Consider the following 15,506-nt stretch of genomic DNA (forward strand, 5'->3'; position numbering starts at 1 on the left):
CGATGACGATGAAGAGCGTGGCGATGAAGACGATGGTGGGGTCGCCGAAGCCCGCGAAGGCCTCCGGCAGGGTGAGCACGCCGGTCGCCCACAGTGACAGTGCGACGCCGCTGGCGACGATGGCCAGGGGCACGCGGCCGCTGATGAACGCGATCATCGCCGCGCCGAGAATCAGGAAGGTCCAGGTCGCAGCATCCACCTGCTCAGGATAGCCGGGTGCGCAGATCAGATATATGGTCCGGGGAGCGGCCGGCCTTCCGGTTTTCCCCCGCATCCGCGAGGGAGAGCACCCCTGTGCGGTCCGGCGGCAGCGCGTACCGTCGAGGTATGAGAATCTTCTTCGACTCGATCAGAGGCATCCGCTTCCGCCGCGGCCCCGCTCGTCTCCTCGGGGGCATCGCGGGAGGGCTGGCTGAGGTGACCGGTCTCAACGTGTGGCTGGTCCGCCTGCTCGTCCTCCTCTCCTTCCTCCTGCCGTTCGTGGGGATCGGTCTCTACGCGGCCGTCTGGCTGCTGACCCCCTGGCAGGACGGGAGCATCCCGCTCGAACGGGCGGTGGGAGGTCATCCGGAGCGCTGAGGCGGGGACAGGTGCGCGCGCAGGTACCGGCCGGTCACGCTCCGGTCGTCTGCCGCGACCTCGGCGGGAGAGCCGGTCGCGACGATCCGCCCGCCCTCGGCTCCGCCGCCCGGACCCATGTCGATGAGGTGGTCCGCGTTCGCGATCATGTCGAGGTCGTGCTCGATGACCACCACGGTGCCGCCCTGGTCGAGCAGGCGCTGGAAGACCCCGATGAGCCCCCGGACGTCCTCGGGGTGCAGGCCCACGGTCGGTTCGTCGAAGACGAACAGGGAGTGCGTCTGCGTCCTGCCGAGCTCGGCGGCGAGCTTGAGCCGCTGGGCCTCGCCGCCGGAGAGGGCGGGAGTGGCCTCGCCGAGGGTGAGGTACCCGAGTCCCACGTCCCGCAGCGCCTGCAGCCGCGAGCGGACTCTGCGCATGTCGTCCACGTGGGGGATCGCCTCCGCCACGGTGAGCGCGAGCAGGTCCGGCAGCGAGAGGTCCTCCCCGCCGGCGGCGGAGGGGCGGCGGTGCGCATCAGCCGCGGGGGAGTAGCGGCGCCCACGGCACTCGGTGCACGGGATGTCGACGTCCGGGAGGAACTGCACGTCGAGGGTGATCTCCCCGGTGCCCTCGCAGCGCGGGCAGCGCAGTGAGCCGGTGTTGTACGAGAAGTCGCCGGCGGTGAGACCTGCCGACTTCGCGGAGTCGAGACGTGCGTACGCGCGGCGCAGGTCGTCGAGGGCGCCGCTGTAGGTTGCGACGGTCGAGCGGACGTTGATGCCGATCGGGGTCGCGTCCACGACGTCGACCTTCTCGATGCCGTCGGAATCCACGGCGAGGACGTGCTGTGGGCGGGACCGTCCGTTCTCGGCGCGGAGCGCGGGCACGAGGCTCTCGAGCACGAGAGTGCTCTTGCCGGAGCCGGAGACCCCGGTGACCACGGTGAGCCGTCCGCGGGGGATCGCGACTTCGAGGGCATGCACAGTGTGGATCGGCGCGGTGCGCAGCGCGATCGTGCCGTGGGCGAACATGTGGTCACCGGCCGCAGCGGTGCGCACCCGCACCTGTGCGCGGCCGGTGAGGTGGGGGCCGATGCGGGAGGCGGGGCAGCGGTCGAGCTCCGCGACGGTGCCCGCGGCGACGACGGTGCCGCCCTCGCTGCCGGAGCCGGGGCCGATCTCGATGAGGTGCTCGGCCTCGCGGAGCACGAGCGGGTCGTGGTCGACCATGACGACGGAGTTGCCCTCCTCGAGGAGATCCGTGAGAACGCCCTGGAGGCCCCGGATGTTGGAGGGGTGCAGGCCGATCGAGGGCTCGTCGAGGACGTAGAGCACGCCGGTGGTCTCGTTGCGGACGGCACGGGCGAGCTGCACGCGCTGCCGCTCACCCGTGGAGAGGGACGAGCCGGCGCGGTCGAGCGCGAGGTAGCCGAGCCCCAGGTCGAGCAGCCGGCGGGCCATCCCGAGGAGCGTGTCGACGAGGCTCCGGGCCAGGGGGTGCATCGCCTCCGGCAGGGTCTCCGGCACGGTCGCGGCCCACGCGACGAGCTCGTCGAGGGTGTGCGCGGTGACGTCCGCGAGCCCCAGCTCGCCGATCCGCGGGGCGGCGGCGGTGGCCGAGAGCCGGGTGCCGCCGCACGCGGGGCACACGCGTTCGAGGAGGAAGCGGCTCACGCGGGCGAGCCGCTTCTCGTCGTCGGCGCGTCTGAGCTCCTCGGTGACGGTGAGGCGGGCGTTGCGGAAGGTGAAGTCGAGCTCGTGCACGCCCTTCTTCGAGGTCACCGTGATGTGCTTCTTCTCCTCGGGGCCGTTCAGCACGATCTCGCGCTCCCACTCGTCGAGGTCGCGCCAGGGCACGTCGGTGCGCACTCCGAACTCGCGTGCGATCTGGGGCTGGACGTTGAAGCCGAACATCTGCCACGGGAGGACGGCGCCGTCCTCGAGGGTCATGCCCTCGTCGCGGATGAGCGCGGCGTCGTCGACCTCGCGCACCGTGCCCGTGCCCTCGCAGCGCGGGCAGGCCCCGGCGGAGTTGAACGCGAGGGCCTCTGCTCCCGGAGCCTCGAAGCTCACCCCGCAGACGGGGCAGACGATCGGCTCCTCAGCGGCGACGGCGAGGGTCGGGGACTGCCGGTGCCCGTGGGGGCACACGTGCGAGGCGAGCCGGGAGAACATCAGCCGCACCACGTTGAGCAGCTCGGTGGAGGTGCCGAAGGTGGAGCGCACCCCGGGCACTCCGGGCCGCTGCCGCAGCGCCAGCGCCGCGGGCACGTGACGGACCCGGTCGACGTCGGCGCGCGTCGCCTGCCCCATGCGGCGCCGCGTGTAGGTCGACAGCGCCTCGATGTAGCGGCGCGAGCCCTCGGCGTAGAGCACCCCCATCGCGAGGGAGGACTTGCCCGATCCGGAGACGCCGGCGATCGCGACGAGGGTGTTCAGCGGCACGTCGACGTCGATGTCCCGCAGATTGTGCACGCGGGCGCCCCGCACCTCGATGGTCTGCGCGGCGGAGCCCGCACGGCGTGTCCTCACGGTGCCTCCTTCCGTGCCCGGAGTCCGGCAGCCTCTCCGGATGCGGAAGAGGCCGTCCCCACTGTGTGGAAACGGCCTCTGTACTGCTGTCCTGTGGAGCTAAGGGGAATCGAACCCCTGACCTCTTCATTGCGAACGAAGCGCTCTACCAACTGAGCTATAGCCCCTCCGCCGTTGTGCGGCGACCTGACTACTCTACGACCGTCCGGGCCTCCGTGCCAAATCCGCCGGGGTGTGAGCTGCGCCATGACGGGTGATGCCGCCCCGACCGCCATTTCCGCTGTCGTAGAGTGAGCGGGAAGGTGCTCCTGGGCACGCCGCGCAATCCGCTCCTCCGCTGTGAAGGGACTCCCGCATGAAGCTTCCGCACGACGACATCGACCCCGACGGCCTCCTCGAATACTCGGTGGTCTTCACCGACCGCTCGCTCAACCACATGTCACGGCGCTTCACCGGTGTCATGCAGGAGGTCCTCGACATCCTCTGCACCACCTACGGGGCAGACCATGCGGCTGTCGTCCCGGGCGGCGGCAGCTACGCGATGGAGTCGGTCGCGCGCTCGCTGGCGACGGGCCGGCGCTGCCTCGTGGTGCGCAACGGGCTCTTCTCCTACCGCTGGTCGCAGATCCTCGAGGCGGGAGCGATCGCGGACGAGGTGGCGGTCTGCGCGGCCCGGCCTGTGGCGGACGAGCACCGGGCCGCCTGGCGTCCGGCTCCCATCGAGGAGGTGACCGCGCGGATCGCCGAGCAGCGTCCCGAGGTGGTCTTCGCGCCGCACGTCGAGACCGCTGCCGGTCTCCTCCTGCCGGACGACTACGTCCGCGCGCTGGCGGAGGCCGTCCACGCCGTCGGCGGGCTGCTGGTGCTCGACTGCGTCGCCTCGGGTGCGGTGTGGGTCGATATGCGCGACCTCGGGGTCGATGTGCTCATCAGTGCTCCCCAGAAGGGCTGGTCGGGGTCCCCGGCGGCCGGCTACGTGATGCTCGGCGACGAGGCCCGCGAGGCGGTGCTCGCTCGCCCCTCCTCGAGCTTCTCCCTGGATCTCGCGAAGTGGCTCTCCATCGCGGAGGAGTACCTGCAGGGCCGCACGCCGTACCACGCGACGATGCCCACGGACACGCTGGCGCACAACGCCTCCCTCATGCGCGAGACCCGCGACCGCGGCCTCGAGAGTCTGCGTGCCGCCCAGTTCGATCTGGGCGCGCGGGTGAGGGAGCTGCTGGCGGAGCGCGGCCTCCCCTCGGTCGCGGCCGCTGACTTCGCCGCTCCCAGCGTCGTGGTCGTCCACACGGACGATCCGCAGCTGCGCACCGGGGCCCGCTTCAAGGAGGCCGGCGTCCAGATCGCGGCCGGTGTGCCCCTGCACTGCGGAGAGCTTGAGGACTTCTCGACGTTCCGGCTGGGCCTCTTCGGCCTCGACAAGCTCGGCGACGTGGACGGCACCGTCTCCCGCCTCCGTACGGCGCTGGACTCCCTGGGAATCTGAGCCTCCCGCCCTCTGAGAAGATGTCCGGCGAGCATCACCCCTGCTGACAGGGGTGATGCGCACACGCCCCCTCGGAGAATCGGAGACCAGATGACAGCGAGCGCTCTGCGCATCGGCACGGACGGCGCCGCACGGAAGAACCCGGGGCCCGCCGGCTGGGCCTGGGTGGACGAGACCGGCCGCTATGCCGCCGGCTCCTGGGTGCGGCAGACCAACAACGTCGCGGAGCTCACCGGCATCAAGATGGCGCTGGCCGACCACCCGGGAGTCCCGCTCGTCATCGAGTCTGACAGCCAGTACGCCATCAACTGCCTCACCAAGTGGGCGCGCGGCTGGAGGAGGAATCCGGCGAAGGCGGAGGGGAAGAAGAACCTCGACCTCATCTACTCCATCCTCGACCTCATGGATGCCCGCAGCCATCCCGTCGACTTCGTCTGGGTGCGGGGCCACGACGAGACCAATGCGCACCCGCTCAACACCGCAGCGGACCTCCTCTCCGCACAGTTCGCGGACATGCGCGCGGATCAGGAGCGGGTCACCGGGACGCACGCGATCGACTGGGAACGCAGGCCGGGAAGCATCGCCGCCGAGGCCGGCTCCGGGTCCACCGCCGGTTCCGCTGTGAAGGGCACAGCTGCGAAGGGCGGCCGCAAGCGCAGAGGCCCCTGGGCGACCCAGACGGAGCTCGGTGCGGAGCTGGGCCTGTCCTCGATCGCGGTGGGCAGGCGACTGGAGTCGATCGGCCTGCGCGCGGACAAGCAGGCCACCCAGGCGGCGCTGGACGACGGCCTCGCCAAGGCGCGGAAGATGAAGACCGGCGCCACCTTCTACGTCTGGCACTCCGGCAAGGTCCTGCCGCTGCTGCGGAAGCAGGGCTGAGGGCCGCTCACCCCTCCCGGAGCGCGGCGATCTCCTCGCGCACGAGGCCCAGGGCCTCTTCAGCCTGCACGGCCCGCAGGAGCACCTGCTGCGCCAGACCTGCGCTCAGGCCCATGAGCCGCGGCGCGGCGGACTCGTCGGCGCCGGCGCGGCGCAGGAGAGCTGAAGCCTCCTCCAGGCCCCGGTGCGTCGCCTCTCGCGCGATCTCTCCGATCGCCGGATCGACCACGCCCCGGGCCATGTACGCATACCAGACGGCGGCACCGAGGCGGAGCTCCTCCGAGCGCGGGATGGGCTGCATGAGCAGCTGGGCGAGGGCCTCCCAGGGGGACTGCGAGCGGGACGTCCTCTCCGCGTGCACGGCTGCGGAGGCGTCGATCAGCTCGCGGCAGCCGGCGCGCACCAGTGCGTCCTTCGACGCGAAGTAGTGCTGGACGCGGCCCACGGAGAATCCCGCAGACCGGGCCACGGCCTGGAATGTCACACCCTCGATGCCGCGCTCGCTGATGACCTCCCAGAGCGCATGGACGATCTCAGTGCGGCGCTGGTCGTGGTCGACGATCTTGGGCATGCGCACAGCCTATCGCCGTTTACAGTATGTGCGTACTGTGAAACTATGCGGTATGAGCATATTGCGAAGAACCCGATGGCTGAAGGTCGTCGCCGCGGTGCTGGTCCTCGGGCTCGCCGCCGTGGGGATCGTGAGCACGTACCGCTGGTTCGCGGGTCCGCCGGGAGTGGGGCACTTCCGCACGGTGGAGGGGCGGGAGGCGTACGAGAGGAGCTATGCCGAGGCGATGAGCACCCTGCCGGAGCCCGTCGCGCAGCACGATGTGCCCACGTCCTACGGCACGGTGCGCGTCTACGAATGGGCGCCGGCGCAGGAGGAGGGCGCGCAGGACGAGAGCGCGCAGGCCCCGCCGGTGGTGCTCATCCCGGGGCGGGCCTCGGGCGTGCCCATGTGGCAGTCCAACCTGGAGGGCTTCGCGGCCTCCCACCGGGTGCTGGCGTTCGACTCGCTCGGTGACGCGGGCATGTCCGTCCAGGCCGCGCCCATCCGCGACTTCGCGGAGCAGGGGGACTGGATCGACCAGGTGCTTTCTACCCTCGCCCCGGAGGGCGCGCATCTCGTGGGCCACTCCTTCGGCGGCGCGACCGCGGCCGCATACGCCGTCGACCATCCGGAGCGGGTCCGCTCCCTCACCCTCCTGGAGCCCGTCCTCACCCTTGCGCATCCCCCGGCGGAGATGCTCTGGTGGGCGACGGTCGTCTCTCTGCCGGGCCTTCCGCAGGGACTGCGCGAGCGCGCACTCACGCGGGTGGGCGGCGGCGAGTACGACGGTGCGGATCCGCTGGCCGCGATGATCGACGCGGGCACGAAGCACTTCTCCGCGGCGCTGCCCACGCCCTCGCCGCTGACCGCGGAGCAGGCCGACCGGCTGGACATGCCCGTGAGCATCGCCCTTGCGGACTCAGGCTCCCTCGCCGGCGGTGCGGACGTCGAGGACCGTGCGCGGGAGCTCGTCCCGGAGGCCGAGGTGCGCACCTGGACGGGCACCTCGCATTCCCTGCCGATGGAGGTCGCGGGCGAGCTGGACGGCGTCCTCGCGGAGTTCTGGCAGGAGAGCGAGGGCTGACCCTCCGCACCGCGACCGCACGACTGTCGCACTCCGATCCTCGCAGGGTCTTCTCCTGCTCCGCTGTGCCTGATTGACTGGGGGCATGCGAACGGCAGCACTCTCCCCGGCTCAGCGCACGGACGCACTGCAGGCGATGACCTCTTCGCGGCTCGACGTCCTCGTGATCGGCGGCGGGGTGGTGGGTGCCGGAGCCGCGCTGGACGCCGCCACCCGCGGGCTGCGCACGGGCCTCGTCGAGGCCCGCGACTTCGCCTCCGGCACCTCGAGCCGGTCGAGCAAGCTCATCCACGGCGGCCTGCGGTACCTGGAGATGCTGGACTTCCGGCTGGTGGCGGAGGCGCTCGCGGAGCGCAGCCTGCTGCTGGACCGCCTCGCGCCGCACCTGGTCCGGCCGGTGCCGTTCCTCTATCCGCTCACCCGCCGGGTCTGGGAGCGGGGGTACGTGTCCGCGGGGGTGACGCTGTACGACTCGCTCGCCGCACTCTCCGGCCGTGCCCGAGGCGTCCCCAGGCACCGGCAGCTCACTCGCGCAGGTGCGCGCCGGGTCATGCCGAGCCTGCGCCGGGACGCCCTGGTGGGCGCCGTTCAGTACTTCGACGCGCAGGTCGACGATGCGCGCCACACCATGATGCTCGCCCGCACGGCGGCCTCCTACGGCGCCCACATCGCCACGCGCGCACGGGTCACCGGCCTCCTGCGCGACGGCGGCCGGGTGGTGGGAGCTGTGGTGCGTGACCTGGAGAGCGGACGGACCCTCGAGGTGCGCGCCCACCAGGTCATCAACGCCACCGGGGTGTGGACGGACGAGACGCAGGCGATGGCCGGGGAGCGCGGCCAGTTCCACGTGCGCGCGTCGAAGGGCATCCACCTCGTGGTCCCCCGTGACCGCATCCGCGGACGCTCCGGGCTCATCCTGCGCACGGAGAAGTCCGTGCTCTTCGTCATCCCCTGGGGACGGCACTGGATCATCGGCACGACGGACACGCCCTGGGACCTCAGCAAGGACCATCCCGCCGCGAGCGCCCAGGACATCGACTACCTGCTGAGGCACGTCAACAGGGTGCTCGCGGACCCGCTCACGCGGGAGGACGTGGAGGGGGTGTACGCCGGGCTGCGACCGCTGCTGGCGGGGGAGTCGGACGCGACGAGCACGCTGTCCCGCGAGCACGCCGTCTCCACCGCCACCACGGGGCTCGTGGTGGTGGCCGGCGGCAAGTACACGACCTACAGGGTGATGGCGGCCGATGCCGTGGACGCCGCCGCGGACGGCCTGCGCGCGCAGCTGGGCCGTGCCGTGCCCGCCTGCTGCACGGAGGACGTGCCGCTCGCCGGTGCGGACGGATACGCCGCTCTCCGGAACCAGCGGACGTCGCTGGCGCGGCGACACGGCCTCGGCACGGACAGGGTCGATCACCTGCTGGGGCGGTACGGCTCGCTCGCGCTCGAGGTGCTCGCACTCATCGCCGAGCGGCCGGAGCTGGGCGAGCCGCTCCCGGGTGCGGAGGACTATCTGCGCGCGGAGGTGGTCTACGGGACCACGCACGAGGGGGCGCGCCACCTCGAGGACGTCCTCGCGCGGCGCACCCGCGTCTCGTTCGAGACCTTCGACCGGGGCGTGGAGGCCGCCGGGGAGGCGGCGGAGCTCATGGCGCCGGTGCTGGGCTGGAGCCGGCAGCAGTGTGCGGCGGAGGTGGAGCACTACCTCCTCCGCGTCGCCGCGGAGCGGGAGAGCCAGACGATGCCCGACGACGAGACCGCGGACGCCGCGCGGCTGGGCGCTCCGGACGTCGTTCCTCTCCGGGAGGAGGGCTGAAGCCCCGGGCGCGGCTCAGTGCGTGCTGCCGAGCTCCACGGCCAGCACGCCGAGGCCGATGAGCACGATCCCGCCCGCCATGAGCCAGGTGAGGGGCTCCCGGAAGAGGAGGCGGCTGAGGACGGCGGTGAGCGCCACCCCCGCGGCCGCCCAGATCCCGTACGCCACGCCCAGCGGCATGCCGTGGGACAGCGCCAGCGAAAGCAGGCTGAACGCCGCGACGTAGCCCACAGCCACCGGTGTGAACCAGATGCGCCCGCCGGAGGCGGCCATGCGCAGGGTGAGGGTGCCGCCCACCTCGCAGACCACCGCGGCGAGGAGGAAGAGCCACGCGGTCATGCCGGGTCTCCTTCCCGCCGCCGCGCGGCGCCGGAGCCCAGCTCCACGCAGACCACCCCGGCGACGATGAGACAGATGCCCACGCCCATGAGCAGGCTGAGGGGTTCGCCGAAGAGCGCGTGGGAGAGGAGCGCGGTGAGGGCGACGCCGGAGGCGCCCCAGATCCCGTAGGCCACGCCCAGCGGCATCCCGGCCCTGAGGACGGCCCCCAGGCAGACGAAGGCGGCGGTGTAGCCGGCGACCACGACGACGTAGAGGAGGGGCTCCTCCAGTGCCCCCTTGAGGGAGAGCGAGGCCGCGACCTCCACGAGGATCGCGGTGAGGAGAAACAGCCAGGCCCTCAGCTGCCGGGGTGCGTGCACGTGCGCCGTGGGGGTTCCCGGAGTGCTGTGCCCGGTCATCGCGGCCTCCTCTCCTGCGGCGGTGCGAGCCGGCGGTGCGCCGGACTCAGCCAGGCAATCTACCAGACAGAACCGTCCGGACGGTACAGGGGTACTGTGCCGTCCGGACGGTCCCGGCGGATGAGGGCGCGGATCAGCTCACAGCGCGAGACGCCTGCGGACGGCCGCGGAGAACAGGTCCACGACGATCACGAGGACGAGGACGACGATGATCTGCGTGAGCATCGCGTCGAACTGGAAGGACTTGATCGACTGGTTGATGAGGAGTCCGATCCCGCCGGCTCCCACGAGGCCCAGTACCAGGGAGGAGCGCACGTTCACATCGAAGCGGTAGAGCAGCAGTCCCAGCAGTGAGGCGCTCACCTGGGGGAAGGTGGCGTTCGCGACGATCTGGGCGCGGCTGCCGCCGGCCGTGCGCAGAGCCTCCGAGGGGCCCGGGTCGATCTCCTCGATGGACTCGGACCAGAGCTTGCCCATGACCCCGGTGTTGTGGCAGATGAGGGCGAGCACGCCGGCGAACGGCCCCAGGCCCACCGCGGTGACGAAGATGAGCGCGAAGACGATGTCCGGGACCGCGCGGAAGAACGACATGATCGCGCGGCTCACCTGGTACACCACGGCATTGGGGGCGGTGGTCCGGGAGCCCCAGACGGCCAGCAGCGCGCTGGTGGGGATGGAGAAGGTCGTGCCCAGCAGTCCGATCCACAGGGTGATGCCGGTGGCCTCGAGGGCGGGGCGGACGGTCTCGGACCAGCTGAGGTCCGGCGGGAACGCCTCGGAGAGGAAGCGGGCCATGCCCTCCCTGCCCTCGAAGAGCGCGGCGAGTGAGAACTCGGTCTCCCGCACGGCCACCACGTGCGCCACCACGAGCGCCACGACCACCACCGTGACGGCGGTGGTGCGGCCGCGGCCGCCGGAGGCGGGCGGGACGGGGCGCCGGGTGCGCGTCTGCTCCGCCGTGCGGCTCATGCTGCCGCTCCTTCCAGGAGGGCCTCGCCGTAGAGACCGGCGATCCGCTCCTCCGTGACGGTCTGCGGGGTCCCGCTGAGCGCGATGCGGCCGTCCTGCAGGCCGATGATGCGGTGGGCGTACTGCCGTGCCAGCCCGGGGGAGTGGAGGACCGCCGCGACGGCGAGGCCGTCGGTCTCCGCCAGGTCCCGCAGCAGCTCCATGACGGTGGCCGCGGCGTGCGGATCGAGGGCGGAGGTGGGCTCGTCCGCGAGGAGCACTCCCGCGCCCTGGCAGAGCGCGCGGGCGATCGCGACGCGCTGCTGCTGCCCGCCGGAGAGCCTGCCGGCCGGCTCATGCGCCCGCTCCGCCAGTCCCACGCGGTCCAGGGCGGCCATCGCCTCCTCCCTGACCGTCTGCGGGAAAGTGAGGGGGAGGAACGACTGCAGGGTCGTCATCCGTGCGAGCGCGCCGGTGCAGACATTGGCGAGCACGCTCCTGCGCGGCACGAGGTGGAAGCGCTGGAAGACCATGGCGGTGCGGGCGTCCTGCCGGGGCCGCCGGTCACGGTGGCCGCGGTGGCCGGCGGGCCTGCCCTCGACCTCGATGGTCCCGGACTCGTGGCCGACCAGCCCGGCCACGGCGCGCAGGGTCGTGGACTTGCCGGAGCCGTTGGCGCCCAGGAAGGCCACGAGCTCGCCCGCGCGCACCTCGAAGCTCACGGAGTCCAGGACGGTCCGGCCGGCGAAGGCCAGGTGCAGGTCGGAGACCGCCAGCGCCGGCTGGGCGTGCAGGCGTGCGGCGGGGCGGGAGCTGCTGTGCGGAGTGGTCATCACACGTCCTCCTCGGTGAGGTTCATCGTCTCGGCAAGGTCGAACAGGGGCTGGTAGGTTTCATCGGTGACCTCGAGCATCTGCCCGGCGGGGGAGAAGTCGAGGAAGCCCCCGATCTCCTCCAGCACGGCGGGGTCCAGGTCGAGGAGCGCGTCCTGCACCGCGGTCTTGAACGCGGGATCCGCGTCGCCGCGGACCGTGATCGGGTCGTTGGGGATGTCCTCGGACTCCCAGATCTGCCGGAAGCCGCTGGGATCGAAGGTGCCGGCCTCCTGTGCGCTGGTGAGGGTCTGGGTGTTGATCTGTGCGGCGTCGACCGTGCCGTTGGTGAGCGCGAGCAGGGCCTCCGGATGGCCGCCGGCGTAGTTGATGTTCAGCTGGTCCTCCGCGATCCCGGCCTCGGCGAGCGCGGACCGGGGCAGCACGTCGCCGGAGGTCGAGCCGACGCTGCCGAGCGCCAGGTCGTGACCGGGGAGGTCTTCGATGCCGCGCACCTCCGAGTCCTTCGGGACCCAGATGCCGCCGCGGTAGGTGCTCAGCTCGCCGTCGGCGGTGCCGAAGGAGGCCAGCGCCTCCGCATCCGCGCGCTGGGAGGCGAAGACGTAGCCCAGCGGGCCGAACTGGCCCAGGTCGAGCTTGCCGTTCTGCATGGCGAGGACCTCGGCGGAGTAGTCCTCGAGGACGGAGACCTCGACCTCGCAGTCGAGCGACTCGCCCAAGGCCTCGGCGAGCTTCTGGTAGGCGGGCTCGAGCTTGGTGGGATCCTCGAACGGCTCGATGCCGAACTCGATCTTCCCGTCCGGGCAGGTGGCGGACTCCGCGCTCGCCTGTGAGGAGCAGGCGGCGAGCCCGGGGGCGAGGAGCGCGGCTGCGGCGAGGGCGGTGACAGCGGAGCGGAGGCGGGTGGGGCGCATGGGTGGGACCTTCCTGGGGCGGAGCGTGCGGGAGGGGAGGTGCGGAGGGGTTGGTGGGACGGTGGGGAGGGAGGCTCTGCGGGCGTTCATCCGGCCGGTGCGGCAGCGGCGGGCGAGCCCGTGTGCAGGGCCTCGAGCGTGTGGGCGGCCAGGCCGAAGGCCAGCGTCATGCCCACTCCGGTCGCCACGGTGACGGCCGTGGCGTGGGCACCGACGGGAGCGAGGACGAGCGGGCGGGTCTCCGAGGAGGCGTAGACGCCCTGCCACCGCTGGCGCACGCGCAGGGGCTGGGCCCCCAGCACGGACCGTGCGGACTCGAGCAGGAGGTCCGTCGTGTCCTCGTCGAGGAACGGGGCGGTCGAGGGTGCGTACGCGTGGCTGTCGCCCACGAGCAGGCTGCCGTCCGGGCGGCGCGTGACCATCACGTTGGCTCCGGCGGCCATGAGCGCGGGTGCGGTCTCCTCCATGTGCTCGCGCAGGTCCTGCGCCGCAGGCATCGTGGCGAAGGCGTCGTAGCGCAGGAGCGAGGTGCCGGTGAGGATCGCGGCGTCCGTCGTGAAGTGCGCGGGTGCGTCCACCAGAGCCATCTGCAGCGCGCACTCGCGGATGCCGGCGTCCGCGGCGAGGTCCGGGAGCAGTCCGCGGAGGTGGTGGCCGGTGCAGACGAAGGTGTGGTCGGCGGCGAGGAAGCCGCGCGTGGTGTGCACTCCGCCGTCCGTGACGCTCAGCGCACGGGTGTCCATCCGCATCGTCACCGCGGGGTGCGCGTGCAGCCAGGCGGCCAGCCGCGGGGCGGCGGTGCGCGGGTCCACACGCAGGTCGAGCGGCAGGTGCGCGCCGCCCACCGCGCTGGTGGCCCGGCTGCCCAGCGCGCGGGTGATCTCCTCGCCGTCGACGAGCCGGATGCGGTCCGTGCCCTTGGCCTCGGCGGCCTCCGCGAGCACGCGCAGCTCCTGCGCGGAGGCCGCCGCCACATAGGCTCCGGACTCCCGCGCCCAGAATCCCGCGGCCGAGGCCGCCGCGAGCCAGTGCTCGCGCCCGGCCTCCGCGAGGGAGGCGAAGGCGCCGGTCTGCCCGGTGATGCAGCAGTGGCCGAAGTTGCGGACGGAGGCGCCGCGGGGCCCGCTGTCCTCGTCGACGAGCGTGACGCGGAGCCCGCGGCGCACCGCGAGGTAGGCGTGGGCGAGTCCGACGATGCCGGCTCCCACGACGGCGATGCTCCCGCTCGAGGCGGACGGTGTCTGTGTGCTGTGCATGACTCCAGAATGAGCGGCCCCGACTTGTCTGTACAAGCCGAGATGCGCCCTCGGAGCGGAGGTTGGCTCACTGTTCACCTGCAGGTTTTCGCGGTCTCCTCTCTGTCACGAGGTGTTCACCCGCTGTTCTCCGGAGCCCCGGGATCCCGTCCGATTCCTCGCTAGAGTGGAACATGTCCAGACAAGTGGGACCGTATGGGGACATGCGGCGAGGAGAACGGGAGCGGTGATCGTGGGGAGCGCGCGAGCTGAGGCGGATGCGGAGAGGCCGGCGCCGCTGCACGGCAGGATCAGTGCGGACATCCGGGCGGCCATCGCCTCGGGTGAGCTGCCGGTGGGGTCCTCCCTGCCCAGTGAGGCGGAGCTCTGCCGCAGGCACGCGGTGTCCCGCGGCACCGTCCGGCAGGCGATCGCCGCGCTGCGCGCGGAAGGCCTCCTCGCCGGGGGCCGCGGCCGCCCGCCGCGGGTGGTGGGCGGAGTGCCCAGCCAGCCGCTGGAGAGCTTCCAGTCCTTCAGCGCCTGGGCGCACGCCTCGGGCCGGGTGCCCGGTCAGCGCACCGCGGAAGTGGCGCGGAGGCCGGCCTCGGCGGCTCTGGCCACCGCGCTGGGGATCGAGGCGGGGGAGCCGGTCGTGGAGCTCCTGCGGACCAGACTGCTCGACGGGGTGCCCGTGATGATCGAGCGCACGGCCTTCGTCATGGACGTGGGGCGGCACCTGTTCGACTTCGATCCGGATTCCGGTTCGATCTACGCCCACCTCACCGCCTGCGGCGCGGACCTCCACTCCGCCCGCCACACCTTCGACGCCGTCGCCGCGACGCAGGAGGACGCACACCTGCTGGGCACCGCTCCCGGTGCCCCGCTGCTGCGTGAGCAGCGCACCGCGTACTCCTCGGGCGGCCGTGCGCTGGAGTTCTCCGACGAGCGCTACCTCCCCGGTCAGGTGACCTTCACCGTGGAGAACACGATGGAGTCCCGTCCCACCGTCCTGCGCGCACTGCCCGCACGAACGCACCCGACCCGTACAGACACAGAAGGAGCATCCTCATGACAGACATCCGCCTCGCGGCCTTCGACATGGCCGGCACCACCATCGACGAGCACGGAGACGTCTACCGCGCGCTGGAGAACTGTGTGACGGAGACCGGTACGCCGGTGGACGCCGCGGATCTGCAGACCTGGATGGGCACGGACAAGGTCGAGGCGATCACGCAGCTGCTCGGCCTGGGCGGGCACGCCGGGGACGAGGCCACCGTCGCGGCCTGCTTCGACCGGTTCCGCGCGCTGCTGGCCGAGTACTACGCCGTACACCCGCCGGTGGGGCTGCCCGGCGCGGAGGATGCGCTGCGGACGCTGGGGGAGGCGGGCGTGAAGGTGGCGCTGACCACCGGCTTCTCCGCGGACGTCGCGGGTCCGCTGCTCGATTCACTGGGCTGGAAGGTGGGGGAGGGCGAGCTCCTCGACGCCGTCGTCACCTCCGACGAGGTGGCCGCGGGGCGCCCGTACCCCTACATGATCCACCGTGCGATGGAGCGCACGGGCGTGCGGTCCGTGGCGCAGGTGCTCGTCGCCGGCGACACCGTCGTGGACGCCCAGGCGGGCGCGGCCTCGGGTGCGGCGCAGGTGGTGGGCGTGCTCACCGGTGCGCTCACGGCCGAGGACTTCGCCGGCAGCGGCACCACCGCCGTGCTCGGCTCCGTCGCCGAGGTGCCCGCCCACCTCGGCCTCGGCTGAGGGGTGCGGCAGCCTTGGGCGGAGGCTCGTGCTCGCTGGGCGTCGGGGCCGCTGCGGGAACGCCCGTGGACGCCGCGCCGCATGAGGGCCTCGAGCGGTCCTGTGCGGCCCGTGCGCTCCAGCCGGACGGCGAGGGCGACGCCCACCGACCACACGACCGCCGCGACGGCC

Annotated in this window: 15 protein-coding genes, 1 tRNA gene and 1 pseudogene; 7 read left to right on the plus strand and 10 right to left on the minus strand. The window is 72.3% G+C overall.

Annotated elements, in window-relative coordinates:
* Nucleotides 1–199 (minus strand): annotated as a pseudogene (locus tag ABD240_RS03235) (SLC13 family permease); the annotation flags it as partial.
* A 128-nt stretch (nucleotides 200–327) separates the two neighbouring features.
* On the opposite strand from ABD240_RS03235, the gene ABD240_RS03240 reads away from it, so the two are divergent.
* Nucleotides 328–579: a PspC domain-containing protein gene (locus ABD240_RS03240; protein ID WP_344335095.1), complete on the plus strand. Its 252-nt coding sequence runs from the start codon at nucleotides 328–330 to the stop codon at nucleotides 577–579.
* On the opposite strand, the gene ABD240_RS03245 is transcribed toward ABD240_RS03240, so the two are convergent.
* Both ABD240_RS03245 and ABD240_RS03250 read right to left on the minus strand, forming a co-directional pair.
* Complete coding sequence (locus ABD240_RS03245) at nucleotides 564–3,092, minus strand: excinuclease ABC subunit UvrA (RefSeq protein WP_291795392.1); 2,529 nt, start codon at nucleotides 3,090–3,092, stop codon at nucleotides 564–566. The genes ABD240_RS03240 and ABD240_RS03245 overlap by 16 nt on opposite strands.
* A 94-nt stretch (nucleotides 3,093–3,186) precedes the next feature.
* Nucleotides 3,187–3,259: transfer RNA gene (locus ABD240_RS03250), tRNA-Ala, on the minus strand.
* 188 nt (nucleotides 3,260–3,447) lie between these two features.
* On the opposite strand from ABD240_RS03250, the gene ABD240_RS03255 reads away from it, so the two are divergent.
* Nucleotides 3,448–4,578 carry an aminotransferase class V-fold PLP-dependent enzyme gene (locus ABD240_RS03255; RefSeq protein WP_344335100.1) on the plus strand — a complete coding sequence of 377 codons (1,131 nt, stop codon included), beginning with the start codon at nucleotides 3,448–3,450 and terminating at the stop codon, nucleotides 4,576–4,578.
* A gap of 90 nt (nucleotides 4,579–4,668) precedes the next feature.
* Nucleotides 4,669–5,457, plus strand: a complete 789-nt coding sequence (locus ABD240_RS03260) for a ribonuclease H family protein (protein WP_291795396.1) — start codon at nucleotides 4,669–4,671, stop codon at nucleotides 5,455–5,457.
* A 7-nt stretch (nucleotides 5,458–5,464) separates the two neighbouring features.
* Here the strand turns inward: ABD240_RS03260 and ABD240_RS03265 are convergent, their stop codons facing one another.
* Nucleotides 5,465–6,028, minus strand: coding sequence for a TetR/AcrR family transcriptional regulator (locus tag ABD240_RS03265; protein WP_291795398.1), 564 nt, complete (start codon nucleotides 6,026–6,028; stop codon nucleotides 5,465–5,467).
* A 52-nt stretch (nucleotides 6,029–6,080) separates the two neighbouring features.
* On the opposite strand from ABD240_RS03265, the gene ABD240_RS03270 reads away from it, so the two are divergent.
* Nucleotides 6,081–7,094: an alpha/beta fold hydrolase gene (locus ABD240_RS03270; protein WP_291795400.1), complete on the plus strand. Its 1,014-nt coding sequence runs from the start codon at nucleotides 6,081–6,083 to the stop codon at nucleotides 7,092–7,094.
* An 85-nt stretch (nucleotides 7,095–7,179) separates the two neighbouring features.
* The gene (locus ABD240_RS03275; protein ID WP_425546981.1) at nucleotides 7,180–8,910 is read left to right on the plus strand and encodes a glycerol-3-phosphate dehydrogenase/oxidase; all 1,731 of its coding nucleotides are present in this window, start codon (nucleotides 7,180–7,182) and stop codon (nucleotides 8,908–8,910) included.
* Nucleotides 8,911–8,925: 15 nt separating this feature from the next.
* Here the strand turns inward: ABD240_RS03275 and ABD240_RS03280 are convergent, their stop codons facing one another.
* From ABD240_RS03280 to ABD240_RS03305, 6 genes are all read right to left on the minus strand, one after another.
* Complete coding sequence (locus ABD240_RS03280; protein WP_291795402.1) at nucleotides 8,926–9,249, minus strand: DMT family transporter; 324 nt, start codon at nucleotides 9,247–9,249, stop codon at nucleotides 8,926–8,928.
* On the minus strand, nucleotides 9,246–9,650 hold the full coding sequence (locus ABD240_RS03285) for a DMT family transporter (RefSeq protein ID WP_291795404.1): 405 nt from the start codon (nucleotides 9,648–9,650) through the stop codon (nucleotides 9,246–9,248). The genes ABD240_RS03280 and ABD240_RS03285 overlap by 4 nt, the downstream gene beginning before the upstream one ends.
* A gap of 138 nt (nucleotides 9,651–9,788) precedes the next feature.
* Entirely contained in the window at nucleotides 9,789–10,619 is an 831-nt protein-coding gene (gene phnE, locus ABD240_RS03290) for a phosphonate ABC transporter, permease protein PhnE (RefSeq protein ID WP_291795406.1), read from the minus strand.
* On the minus strand, nucleotides 10,616–11,431 hold the full coding sequence (locus ABD240_RS03295) for a phosphonate ABC transporter ATP-binding protein (protein ID WP_344335110.1): 816 nt from the start codon (nucleotides 11,429–11,431) through the stop codon (nucleotides 10,616–10,618). Before ABD240_RS03295 ends, phnE begins: the two co-directional genes overlap by 4 nt.
* Nucleotides 11,431–12,345, minus strand: a complete 915-nt coding sequence (locus tag ABD240_RS03300) for a phosphate/phosphite/phosphonate ABC transporter substrate-binding protein (RefSeq protein ID WP_344335112.1) — start codon at nucleotides 12,343–12,345, stop codon at nucleotides 11,431–11,433. Before ABD240_RS03300 ends, ABD240_RS03295 begins: the two co-directional genes overlap by 1 nt.
* Nucleotides 12,346–12,431: 86 nt before the next feature.
* Entirely contained in the window at nucleotides 12,432–13,601 is a 1,170-nt protein-coding gene (locus tag ABD240_RS03305) for a TIGR03364 family FAD-dependent oxidoreductase (RefSeq protein WP_344335115.1), read from the minus strand.
* A gap of 226 nt (nucleotides 13,602–13,827) precedes the next feature.
* On the opposite strand from ABD240_RS03305, the gene ABD240_RS03310 reads away from it, so the two are divergent.
* Together ABD240_RS03310 and ABD240_RS03315 are read left to right on the plus strand one after the other, a co-directional pair.
* Nucleotides 13,828–14,652 (plus strand): GntR family transcriptional regulator, encoded by an 825-nt coding sequence (locus ABD240_RS03310; RefSeq protein WP_291795115.1) that lies wholly within the window; start codon nucleotides 13,828–13,830, stop codon nucleotides 14,650–14,652.
* Nucleotides 14,649–15,335: a phosphonatase-like hydrolase gene (locus ABD240_RS03315; protein ID WP_344335119.1), complete on the plus strand. Its 687-nt coding sequence runs from the start codon at nucleotides 14,649–14,651 to the stop codon at nucleotides 15,333–15,335. Before ABD240_RS03310 ends, ABD240_RS03315 begins: the two co-directional genes overlap by 4 nt.
* Nucleotides 15,336–15,506 lie beyond the last annotated feature (171 nt).

The organism is Brevibacterium salitolerans (assembly GCF_039531405.1).
GTDB classification, from domain to species: Bacteria; Actinomycetota; Actinomycetes; order Actinomycetales; family Brevibacteriaceae; genus Brevibacterium; species Brevibacterium salitolerans.

Excerpts from the sequence above, each read along its gene's own strand:
- ABD240_RS03300 (WP_344335112.1), bottom strand. The coding sequence starts at position 12,345 with ATGCGCCCCACCCGCCTCCGCTCCGCTGTCACCGCCCTCGCCGCAGCC.
- ABD240_RS03280 (WP_291795402.1), bottom strand. The coding sequence starts at position 9,249 with ATGACCGCGTGGCTCTTCCTCCTCGCCGCGGTGGTCTGCGAGGTGGGC.
- ABD240_RS03305 (WP_344335115.1), bottom strand. The coding sequence starts at position 13,601 with ATGCACAGCACACAGACACCGTCCGCCTCGAGCGGGAGCATCGCCGTC.
- ABD240_RS03275 (WP_425546981.1), top strand. The coding sequence starts at position 7,180 with ATGCGAACGGCAGCACTCTCCCCGGCTCAGCGCACGGACGCACTGCAG.
- ABD240_RS03240 (WP_344335095.1), top strand. The coding sequence starts at position 328 with ATGAGAATCTTCTTCGACTCGATCAGAGGCATCCGCTTCCGCCGCGGC.
- ABD240_RS03270 (WP_291795400.1), top strand. The coding sequence starts at position 6,081 with ATGAGCATATTGCGAAGAACCCGATGGCTGAAGGTCGTCGCCGCGGTG.
- ABD240_RS03315 (WP_344335119.1), top strand. The coding sequence starts at position 14,649 with ATGACAGACATCCGCCTCGCGGCCTTCGACATGGCCGGCACCACCATC.
- ABD240_RS03255 (WP_344335100.1), top strand. The coding sequence starts at position 3,448 with ATGAAGCTTCCGCACGACGACATCGACCCCGACGGCCTCCTCGAATAC.
- ABD240_RS03265 (WP_291795398.1), bottom strand. The coding sequence starts at position 6,028 with ATGCCCAAGATCGTCGACCACGACCAGCGCCGCACTGAGATCGTCCAT.
- ABD240_RS03285 (WP_291795404.1), bottom strand. The coding sequence starts at position 9,650 with ATGACCGGGCACAGCACTCCGGGAACCCCCACGGCGCACGTGCACGCA.
- ABD240_RS03295 (WP_344335110.1), bottom strand. The coding sequence starts at position 11,431 with ATGACCACTCCGCACAGCAGCTCCCGCCCCGCCGCACGCCTGCACGCC.
- phnE (WP_291795406.1), bottom strand. The coding sequence starts at position 10,619 with ATGAGCCGCACGGCGGAGCAGACGCGCACCCGGCGCCCCGTCCCGCCC.
- ABD240_RS03260 (WP_291795396.1), top strand. The coding sequence starts at position 4,669 with ATGACAGCGAGCGCTCTGCGCATCGGCACGGACGGCGCCGCACGGAAG.